Annotated in this window: 8 protein-coding genes; all 8 read left to right on the plus strand. The window is 43.1% G+C overall.

The window, feature by feature from the left end:
- The first annotated feature begins 188 nt into the window (after positions 1 to 188).
- The 8 genes from DWX61_RS15730 to DWX61_RS15765 all read left to right on the plus strand — a co-directional run bounded on the left by DWX61_RS15730 (position 189) and on the right by DWX61_RS15765 (position 9612).
- Entirely contained in the window at positions 189 to 2261 is a 2073-nt protein-coding gene (locus DWX61_RS15730) for a beta-galactosidase (protein ID WP_118626243.1), read from the plus strand.
- A 101-nt stretch (positions 2262 to 2362) separates the two neighbouring features.
- Positions 2363 to 2884 carry a cysteine hydrolase family protein gene (locus tag DWX61_RS15735; protein WP_118626245.1) on the plus strand — a complete coding sequence of 174 codons (522 nt, stop codon included), beginning with the start codon at positions 2363 to 2365 and terminating at the stop codon, positions 2882 to 2884.
- A 31-nt stretch (positions 2885 to 2915) separates the two neighbouring features.
- A complete protein-coding gene (locus DWX61_RS15740; RefSeq protein ID WP_118626247.1) occupies positions 2916 to 4916 on the plus strand; it encodes a CHAP domain-containing protein in 2001 nt (666 codons plus the stop codon).
- A 170-nt stretch (positions 4917 to 5086) separates the two neighbouring features.
- A complete protein-coding gene (locus DWX61_RS15745) occupies positions 5087 to 5224 on the plus strand; it encodes a hypothetical protein (RefSeq protein ID WP_270427736.1) in 138 nt (45 codons plus the stop codon).
- Positions 5225 to 5475: 251 nt separating this feature from the next.
- Entirely contained in the window at positions 5476 to 5955 is a 480-nt protein-coding gene (locus DWX61_RS15750; protein ID WP_118626249.1) for a PTS sugar transporter subunit IIA, read from the plus strand.
- Positions 5956 to 6068: 113 nt separating this feature from the next.
- On the plus strand, positions 6069 to 7541 hold the full coding sequence (locus tag DWX61_RS15755; protein WP_118626251.1) for a PTS transporter subunit EIIC: 1473 nt from the start codon (positions 6069 to 6071) through the stop codon (positions 7539 to 7541).
- Positions 7542 to 7735: 194 nt separating this feature from the next.
- Positions 7736 to 8836, plus strand: coding sequence for a YibE/F family protein (locus tag DWX61_RS15760; RefSeq protein ID WP_118626253.1), 1101 nt, complete (start codon positions 7736 to 7738; stop codon positions 8834 to 8836).
- Positions 8833 to 9612, plus strand: coding sequence for a YibE/F family protein (locus tag DWX61_RS15765; protein WP_118626255.1), 780 nt, complete (start codon positions 8833 to 8835; stop codon positions 9610 to 9612). The genes DWX61_RS15760 and DWX61_RS15765 overlap by 4 nt, the downstream gene beginning before the upstream one ends.
- Positions 9613 to 9722: the final 110 nt, after the last annotated feature.

Genomic DNA, 9722 nt, shown 5'->3' on the forward strand with positions numbered 1-9722 from the left:
TGTCGCTGAAGCGACCCGTCGCAGGCGGAGAATCCTGCAAGCAGGATTCTTTCTTATAAGGATATTGGGGATTTTTCAGGCAAGTGATACTGATGTGGGATAAATGATAATTATATTGAATAAATGATATTCTGTGCAGGAAATTTCTGCTAAGATAGGATTATCAAAACACACAGTGGGAGGCAGAGATGAAGGAAATTCTTTTTGGTGCGGCATACTACGACGAATACATGCCGTATGACAGACTTGATAAAGATATAGATATGATGAAAAAAGCCGGGATCAATACGGTGCGTATTGCGGAATCTACGTGGAGCACCTGCGAGCCCCAGGATGGGGTGTTTGACTTTTCTTATGTGGAGCGTGTTATGGATGCCATGGAGGAAGCCGGAATCAATGTGATCATCGGAACGCCTACGTACGCAGTGCCTGCGTGGATGGTGAAAGCTCACCCGGATGTGATCGCTACAACGAAAAAAGGCGCAGGGATCTATGGTGCAAGACAGATCATGGACATTACCAATCCGGTATATCTTTTTTATGCGGAGCGTGTGATCCGCAAGCTGATGGAGATCAGTGCCCACAGGAAATGTGTTATAGGTTTCCAGGTGGATAATGAGACAAAATATTACGGCACAGCAGGTAAGAATGTACAGCTGGCTTTTGTGAAATATTTAAGAGAAAAATTTCATGATAATCTGGATGCCATGAATTATGAATTCGGGCTGGATTACTGGAGCAATCGGATTGATGCCTGGGAGGATTTTCCGGATGTGAGAGGAACCATCAACGGCAGCCTGGGAGCAGAGTTTGAGAAATTTCAGAGGACTCTGGTGGATAGATTCTTAAGCTGGCAGGCCGGGATCGTCAGTGAGTATAAGAGAGAAGACCAGTTTATTACTCACAATATGGATTTTGAGTGGAGAGGTTATTCTTACGGAGTGCAGCCGGATGTGAACCATCTGCATGTTTCGGAGGCTCTGACCATTGCCGGAACCGATATTTATCATCCCTCCCAGGATGAGCTGACCGGTACGGAGATCGCTTTTGGTGGGGATATGATCCGTAGTCTGAAGCATGATAATTATCTGGTGCTGGAGACGGAAGCGCAGGGATTTCCATGCTGGACGCCGTATAAGGGACAGCTTCGGCTTTGTGCTTACAGCCATCTTGCGTCCGGGGCCAACAGTGTGATGTACTGGCACTGGCATTCTATCCATAATTCATTTGAGACATACTGGAAGGGGCTTCTCAGCCATGATCTTGCGGAGAATGATACTTACCGGGAGGCTTGCATCATTGGAAAGGAATTTCGGGAAAAAGGCAGTCATATGGTAAATCTCAAGAAGAAAAATGATGTGGCTGTGATGGTGAGTAATGAGGCTCTGACTGCACTGAACTGGTTTGGTATCCAGGCGACTTCCGGGGATAATGGAGAGATCCGATACAATGATGTGGTGCGTTGGATCTACGATGCACTGTACCGGATGAATGTGGAGTGTGATTTCGTCTGGCCGGAATCTGAGGATCTTTCTCAGTATAAGGCGATTTTTGTACCGGCGCTTTATGCTGCACCTGACAGCACTTTAGAGAGGCTGAATCAGTATGTGAAAGACGGTGGCACGTTGGTCGTGACATTTAAAAGCGGTTTTGCCAATGAGAATGTGAAGGTTCATGCAGATGCACAGCCGCATATCCTTAAAGATGCTCTGGGTATCAGCTATGATCAGTTTACCTTTCCGCGCAATGTGAAGCTGTCAGGAAAATTGTATGGTGCGGAAAGTTTGGATGATTTTGCAAGGAGTGCAGATGCAGATATAAATTCTGATGATGCGGATTCGGCAGAGGTTGGAGAAGCCAGGGTCTTTATGGAACTTCTCAAACCGGAAGGCGCAGAGGTGATTGCAGGATATGAACATTATAACTGGAAAGGATATGCTGCAATAACCAGAAACAAGTATGGAATGGGTATAGCATACTATCTGGGATGCATGACAGATAATGCCACACTTCAGAATGTGATAAAAGCTGCTCTTGGCGATGCAGGGGTAAAGTTATCCGGTTATGAATATCCGGTGATCGTTCGTGAAGGAACGAATGATTTTGGAAAAACCGTCCGGTATTTTCTGAATTATTCTGCAAAGGAACAGTCTGTTGCGTATAAATACAGTGATGGAGAAGACGTACTTACCGGTGAGACGATCAAAGCTGAGTCACTGCTGATCATTCCTGCGTGGGATGTACGGATTGTTGAAGCCTGAGCGACTTTTCTTTACCTTGACATCTTCCGCGAGAGTATGCACAATAAAGGTATCATAAATTTGCCGGACAGAAATAAATTATGAAACAAGGGGTGACAGACATGCAGAACATTCTCATTATAGTAGACATGCAAAATGATTTCATCGACGGTGCACTTGGCACGAAGGAGGCAGCTGCCATTGTTCCGAAGGTGGAGGAGAAGATCCGGAATTTTGAAGGAAAGGTATTTTTCACAAGGGATACCCATGAAACGTATTATCTGGAGACACAGGAAGGGAAAAACCTTCCGGTTCCTCACTGTATCCGGGGCACAGATGGATGGCAGATCCGGGAAGAACTGGACGCCTTAAGGAAAACAGAACCCATTGACAAAGAAACCTTCGGTTCCACCGATCTGGCGGGAGAACTGGTTGCACTCAATGAGGATGAAGAAATCGGAAGCATTACTCTTGTGGGACTTTGCACAGATATCTGTGTGATCTCCAATGCCCTTCTGATCAAGGCATCCCTTCCGGAAGTGCCGATCTGTGTTGATGCCACATGCTGCGCTGGCGTAACACCGGAGAGTCATGAGAATGCACTGAAAGCCATGGAGGTGTGCCAGATCAGGATCATCCGGTAAGAAGGATGAAACCGCAGGAAAGGAGGATACTATGAAAAAGAAGCTTCTGAAAAAATTAATGGTCCTTGCGCTGTCCGCAGTAACTGCCTTCAGTGCGGTGCCGGCGGCAATGGTAACAGCCGCCGGTAATCCCTATCCTACAACACAGGATGTGGATCGAGATGGATTATATGAGATCCCCTGCACACGCTTTGCATGGCAGTGTGTGTATGACAGACAGGGAATCGCACTGCCTGCATGGGGAAATGCGGTAAACTGGTGGCAAAGTGCTATCAATCAGGGCTATGCAGTAGGAAATGAGCCTGTTCCCGGTTCTATTGCTGTATGGAGCGGAGATTATTACGGACATGTTGCTTATGTAACAGCCAATCTTGGAAACAACAGATTTACGGTAGATGAGGGAGGAAGAACGGACAAAGATCAGACATCCTCTCATGGAGTTGCATATGGATATACACTGACCAATGCAGTCGGAGGAAGGCGCCCTTATGATTCCAATAAGGTGTTGCTTGGCTTTATCTATCCGGGCGTTCGTGTACCGGGCAAGCCATATGTGAGCGTGAATCCGGGAAAAGCGAATCAAACCACAACGTTTTCCTGGAATGCAACAAGCTATGCCAGATATTATGATGTATATGTGTATAAAGCAGGAGAATCCAATGCGACGCAAGTTAAGTATGGAGTGAATGGAACAAGTTGGTCCTGCACACTGCCAGCGGGGAATTACAGGGTAGCGGTGGCATCTGTGAATCATGCACAGTATGCATATACATTTTCGGATTCTGTGAATTTCACTGTCCAGGCAGCTCCGGTCACACATACACATAGCTATCAGAGAGTAACAGTAAAGGCAACCACCACTGCCAACGGATATACACAGGAGCAGTGCAGCTGCGGAAGTATACAGAATAAACAGATCATCTATTATCCGAAGACAATAAAGCTCTCAAGAACAAGCTATACTTATAATGGAAAAGTAAAAAAGCCAACGGTAAAGGTTACAGACAGCAACAATAAGGTGATCAGTGCAGACAACTATACAGTTACCTATTCTGCCGGAAGAAAATATGTTGGAACCTATCGGGTAACAGTTCGGTTTAAAGGCAATTACTCGGGAACCGTTACAAAAACCTTTAAGATCACCGGAAAGGCTCATAAACACAGCTACAAAAAACAGGTAAAGAAAGCAACTACATCCAGAAACGGATATGTTCAGTATCTTTGCTCCTGCGGTGCGGTGACCGGAAAGAAAACCATCTATTATCCGAAGACAATAAAGCTTTCCGCCACAAGCTATACATACGACGGAAAAGTAAAAACACCGAAGGTGAAAGTAACCGGTGCGAATAAAAAAAACATCAGTTCCGGTAATTACAAGGTGTCATATTCCCAGGGAAGAAAAAATGTTGGCACTTATAAGGTAACGGTGAAGTTTAAGGGAAACTACAGCGGAACCGTAACAAAGACCTTTAAGATCAAGGCGAAACCTAAAAACTGGGTTTATGTGGATACGCTTCCAAAGAATATCACTTCCGATAAATATACGATCCAGTATAAACACACCTATCAGAAAACAACCTCCAGCTATGTCAATGATGGTGGTGTTTATGAGTCCGTAAGACCACTGGAGACATCTGCTTCCAGACAGCTGGTGGGCTATTATTACTATCATTTTTGCGGACCGAATACCGGAAAGAATGTAAACTTTGCACAGACGGGCTCTTATGTACATTTTGACAGTGTGGCAGCCAGTCAGGTAACCGTAGCTGCTTCCGGCGCAGATGGAGATGACCCGAGCATTACCTATTATCTGCTGAACTGGAAAGGAAACGGCAGCCGGGTATGGTGCTCCAGCGGAACTACCTGCAACGGCGCCTACGGAAGCCACGGAGCCAGAGGCCAGGCCTGGTACCGTATGAACCAGTACCAGAACAAAAAACTCCAGACTCAGACGACAACCTCCGAAAGTGATTGGACAACCGGTAAAGACAGCACAGCAGTAAAAACCGTTTACCGTTATAAAGCAAAATAGATCATAGATCAGTCATAAATCAAAAACTCCCTCATGTATCAGAAAAACTGATATGTGAGGGAGTTTTTTGATAAATGTGAAGGAGCTTATTTCAAAACGGATCGAAATTTTGCAGTAAGCAACCGACAAAGTTTTACATATATTGTACAATTTGTGAAATACAGGAAAAAATGACGGGATATCTGCAGCTTGCACCGAAGGTGGGCGGTGACAATATTGCCTGTGTATCTATGTTTGGCTTCCAGGAGAAGATGAATAAACAGGCTCCGGAGGCAGGGGAAAGGATTGAAAAAGAACTGCTGAAGTAAACTGAATATTCTTGTATAAGCTGTCGCATTAATGTGCTACAGCTTATTTTTTTGAAAAATACCGATAAAAATATGGACAAAACCGAAAATAATGGTTAATATATACACATGCCTAAAAAACAAAAAATGAAAATTATACGAAATATATAATATAAACCCGGCACAGAAAAAATATATATAGACATATTTACAAAGCGACATCGTGGATATCAATACCGGAGAAAGTGGGAAAATAACGGGAGGAAGAGAATATGTTGAAATTTTTTAAAGGAAAAGATAAAGGAAATTTAATTTATGCACCCTGCAGAGGAAGAGTGGTTCCCCTTGCAGAGGTTCCGGACCCTGTCTTTGCGGATAAGGTACTGGGTGACGGTTTTGCAGTGATCCCGGCAGACGGCAGGATATATGCTCCGGCAGACGGTGAGGTGGCAATGGTATTTGATACTCTTCATGCAGTTACGCTGACAAGCACTCAGGGAGCGGAAATACTGATACATATCGGACTGGATACAGTCACACTTAAGGGCGAACCCTTTAAAGCGCACGTTGCAGCAGGTGACAAGGTTAAAAAGGGTGATCTTCTGATAGAGGCTGATCTGGACAAAATCGAGAAAGCCGGTTTAAATACAATTATCCCGGTTCTGATCTGCAACACAGATGATTACGGAAAGATAAGCCTCCAGAAGGAGGGGGATGTTTCGGCGGATGAAGCCGTCCTCAAGCTTTCATGATCATCTTCATGCAGCTGACAGGCTTATAACAGCCCGGAGATAGTAGTAATTTTCGGGGTGTTATAACCGGAGTGATCCGGTCAAATATATTTATTTTAAGGGAAGGGAAATATATGAAATTTCTTCAAAAACTGGGAAAAGCGTTAATGCTTCCAGTGGCAGTACTGCCAATCTGTGGTATCCTCATGGGTATCGGATACTGGTTATGTCCGGCAACCATGCAGGGTGGAGACATTCACGGCGCAGCCAATCTGATCGGTCTGTTTTTGGTTAAGGCAGGCGGAGCTCTGATCGACAACATGGCGATCCTTTTTGCTATCGGTGTTGGTGTCGGTATGTCAGAAAAGAATGACGGAACCGGCGGAATTGCTGCACTTGCATCCTGGCTGATGCTCACAACACTTCTTTCTACAGGATTTGTTACAACCATCATTCCATCAATCGCTGACAGTGCAACAAAAACTCTTGCATTTGACAAAATTGCGAATCCTTTTATCGGAATCCTTGCCGGTATCATCGGATCTACATGCTATAATAAATTCAAGAGCACCAAGCTTCCTGACTGGCTGTCATTCTTCAGCGGCAAGCGTTGCGTAGCGATCATCGCAGGAGTGGTTTCCATTATCGTATCTGTTGTATTGCTGTTTGTATGGCCATTACTTTTCAGTGCACTTGTAGCATTAGGAAAAGCGGTTGCAGGTATGGATGTTGTTGGTGCAGGTATCTATGCATTCCTGAACCGTCTGCTGATCCCTACCGGATTACATCACGCACTGAACAATGTATTCTGGTTTGATACCATCGGACTTGGTGATCTTCAGCACTTCTGGGCAGGTGAAACCTCTGCAGATGTATCCTGGAGCCTTGGAATGTACATGTCCGGATTCTTCCCATGTATGATGTTTGGTATTCCTGGTGCAGCACTTGCAATGGTTAAATGTGCGAAACCTGCAAAGAAAAAAATCGCGATCGGTCTTGTTGCATCTGCAGCAATCTGTGCATTTATCTGTGGTGTAACTGAGCCGTTCGAGTTCGGATTTATGTTCCTTGCTCCTGGCCTCTATGTGATCTATGCATTACTTTACGGTATCTTTACCATGATCACAGTTGCTCTTGGATTCCGTGCAGGCTTCAGCTTCTCCGCCGGTGCGATGGATTTACTTTTCTCATCTTCACTTCCGGCAGCACAGAAGACATGGCTCATCCTTCCTCTTGGAATTGCAGCATTCATCGTATTCTATGTTGTATTCCTTTTTGCCATCAAGAAATTTGATCTGAAGACTCCGGGAAGAGAAGACGATGACGATCTTGAGGCAGAGAAGAATATCGAGCTTGCAAATGATGACTATACTGCTATTGCCGCAAAAATCCTTGAAGGCTGTGGCGGAAAAGAGAACATCACAAGCATTGATAACTGCATCACAAGACTGAGACTTGAGGTTAAGGATATTACAGCAGTAAATGATAAAGTGATCAAATCTGCAGGTGTTGCAGGCGTGATCAAACCTGGAAAAACTTCTGTACAGGTTATCATCGGAACCAAGGTTCAGTTTGTTGCAGATGCATTTTCTGAGCTTTGTAAATAATGGCTTTTTTGGAGTCAGGTATTTGTTAAAATAATTATGGGGCAGCAGCAGAATTGTGAAAACGGTTCTGCTGCTGTTTTTTTGTATACCTTATATTGACCGATACTTTCAAAAAGCGTACAATGTTACTTCGATAAAAAGCAATAGGTCATTGCGTTTACGATTGCAATATTTCTACAGGGGGAATGAAGTTAATGAAATCCTGCGTATTTCACAAAAAATATCTTTTAGCCGGCATATATATTATTTTTGTTCTGTTTACCTGCTGTAATTCCCGATTTTATCATACACCGCTGGCAAAAATATGTTCTGTAACAGAAAAACAAACTCTGAGCAGAGAAGGAACCAGGGGATCAAAAGAATATTACTATACTCAGAAGATTACAGCACGGATATTAAACGGTTCGCATAAAGGGGAAAAAATAACGGTCTCTAATGAATATACATCTTCTCAGATTCAAACTAAGAAATATCATAAAGGAGACACCGTTCTTTTAAGCGGTTCAAAGGAAAGCCCCGGAAAAACGATACGTTCTGTAAAAAGGGATGGATATCTGGCCTTATTGGCAGGAGGATTATTTTTTCTTCTGATCTGCATTACAGGAAAGCAGGGATTTTACACGATAATATCACTGATACTGAATACGGTCATATTTGCGTATGGATTTCAGGCTTTTACAGAGGGGAAAAATATTTTAAATATCTGTAATGTCATCGCAGTTCTTTTTTCACTGACTACATTGATCTGCTTAAATGGAATTCACAGAAAAACATTTTCCTCAGTTCTTTCGACACTGTGTGTTCTGTTTCTGATCATGGCATTGTTTGAATTTTCTATTTATATGTACGGAGATCTGGATTATTCCAATCTGGAATACCTTGGAAGTACAGGCAATTCTGCGGATATATTCTGGGCAGATATTATGCTGACAGGACTTGGTGCAATTATGGATGTGACGGTGACGATCAGCGCAGCAGTAGGAGAAATCGTGCGGAAAAATCCATCGGTTTCTCTGAGAAGACTGATACATTCCGGTCGTGAAATCGGATATGATATTATGGGAACCATGATAAATGTACTGTTGTTTGTTCTGGCAAGTGGCATGATTCCCATGTTCATACTTAAGATGAATAATGATGTAAGCTTTATAACGATCGTGAGATATCACATTCCATATGATATCTGTCGTTTTCTGATAGAAAGTATTGGAATTGTACTGGCAATACCGGTATCTGTTTTTATTGCTTCAGCGATTATGAAAATACCATCACGGAAAAGGAGTGTCAGAGAATGATCATTTTTCTTGCATTGATTTTAATTTTTCTGGTGATCTTGATTGGCGGAGAGCGTGGAGCCATGTCAATTATGACACTGGCGGGGAATATTGTAATTTTGTTTTTTTCAATTATGCTGATGTCTGCCGGTTTTCCTGTACTGCTCCTGATATTGGTGGCAGGTGCAGGTGTCTGTTATATTTCTCTGTTTTATCAGAACGGAAATAATCCAAAGACGCGGGCGGCTTTTCTGGCTACACTGCTGGTAATGTTACTTTTGTTTATTCCGATTTATATTATTACATGGAGATCAGGAAGCTACGGGTTAAATGAGCTGCAGATTTCGGAAGACGATTTTATGTATTATTACAGTACGGATCTTCATATTAACATGCTTCATGTAGGAATATTTGTAACTGTTTTCAGTACTCTTGGGGCTGTTATCGATACAGCATTATCTGTAACATCTTCTGTATATGAAGTCTGGACTCATAAAAACGGTCTGACAGCAAAAGAACTTACAGCTTCCGGCTATCAGGTTGGAAAAGAAATTATCGGAACAACGGTAAATACGTTGCTGTTTGCCTATCTTGGAGGAACTATTTTATTATTCTCATACATTCAGACACAGCAATATACCATGGAAATCATCCTTAATTCCCAGTTTCTATTCCAGGATGTTGCAGTCATGCTATCTGGTGCGGTAGCCTGCCTTATTACCGTTCCGGTATCGATCGGATGTATTATTCGACAGATTCACCGTACTGATTCGGAAGAAAAATCTGAAGTTATATAATAGCGTTAAAAAACAGTCAGACCTGTGGAGAAGAATGTGAAAATGTGAAGAGGTTGAATGAAAAAGTAACTTCCACCATGTGCTAGTACTGATAAGTAAAGGGATTTCTG

Origin of the sequence: Ruminococcus sp. AF20-12LB, assembly GCF_003478985.1 — a bacterium.
In the GTDB taxonomy this organism is placed as follows: Bacteria; Bacillota; Clostridia; order Lachnospirales; family Lachnospiraceae; genus Blautia_A.

What these genes read in the sequence shown, in the direction of transcription:
- DWX61_RS15765 (WP_118626255.1), top strand. Translation starts at nt 8,833, where the DNA reads ATGATCATTTTTCTTGCATTGATTTTAATTTTTCTGGTGATCTTGATT.
- DWX61_RS15730 (WP_118626243.1), top strand. Translation starts at nt 189, where the DNA reads ATGAAGGAAATTCTTTTTGGTGCGGCATACTACGACGAATACATGCCG.
- DWX61_RS15735 (WP_118626245.1), top strand. Translation starts at nt 2,363, where the DNA reads ATGCAGAACATTCTCATTATAGTAGACATGCAAAATGATTTCATCGAC.
- DWX61_RS15760 (WP_118626253.1), top strand. Translation starts at nt 7,736, where the DNA reads ATGAAATCCTGCGTATTTCACAAAAAATATCTTTTAGCCGGCATATAT.
- DWX61_RS15755 (WP_118626251.1), top strand. Translation starts at nt 6,069, where the DNA reads ATGAAATTTCTTCAAAAACTGGGAAAAGCGTTAATGCTTCCAGTGGCA.
- DWX61_RS15745 (WP_270427736.1), top strand. Translation starts at nt 5,087, where the DNA reads ATGACGGGATATCTGCAGCTTGCACCGAAGGTGGGCGGTGACAATATT.
- DWX61_RS15740 (WP_118626247.1), top strand. Translation starts at nt 2,916, where the DNA reads ATGAAAAAGAAGCTTCTGAAAAAATTAATGGTCCTTGCGCTGTCCGCA.
- DWX61_RS15750 (WP_118626249.1), top strand. Translation starts at nt 5,476, where the DNA reads ATGTTGAAATTTTTTAAAGGAAAAGATAAAGGAAATTTAATTTATGCA.